The sequence below is a fragment of the Xanthomonas sp. SHU 199 genome (assembly GCF_000364665.1).
Taxonomy (GTDB): domain Bacteria; phylum Pseudomonadota; class Gammaproteobacteria; order Xanthomonadales; family Xanthomonadaceae; genus Xanthomonas_A; species Xanthomonas_A sontii.
This window is the reverse complement of record NZ_AQOI01000866.1, coordinates 1-374: the sequence shown is the minus strand read 5'-3', so window position 1 is coordinate 374 and position 374 is coordinate 1. Positions and strand designations below refer to the sequence as shown.

At 75.4% G+C, this 374-nt stretch carries 1 protein-coding gene; it reads left to right on the top strand.

Annotated features, from left to right (window positions below):
* The coding region (locus D183_RS25890; RefSeq protein WP_039729634.1) for an FAD-dependent monooxygenase at positions 1–374 on the top strand (374 nt) is incomplete at both ends.

The following is a 374-nucleotide window of genomic DNA, read 5'->3' as shown; positions in this document are numbered from 1 at the left end:
GGCTGCGCGCGCCGACCGGACCGATCCGCCGCATCCACGTCAGCCGCGCCGGCGATTTCGGCCGGGTGCGGTTGGAAGCCGCCGACTACGGACGCGAGGCTTTCGGCCAGGTGGTCGTCGCGCGCGACTTCGGCGAGGCGCTGGAGGCCAGCCTGGCGGCGACGCGGCAGCTGACCCGCTACCGCCCGGCGCAGTTCGTGGCGCTGGAGCCCGACGCCGAGCATGGAGAGCGCCGGGTGCGGATCCTGCGCGACGGCAGCGAGCAGGTCCTGCACACGCGGCTGCTGGTCGGCGCCGACGGCAGCGCCAGCGCGGTGCGCGAGGCGCTGGGCATCGCCGCGGCGCGCCACGATTTCCAGCAGACCCTGTTCGTG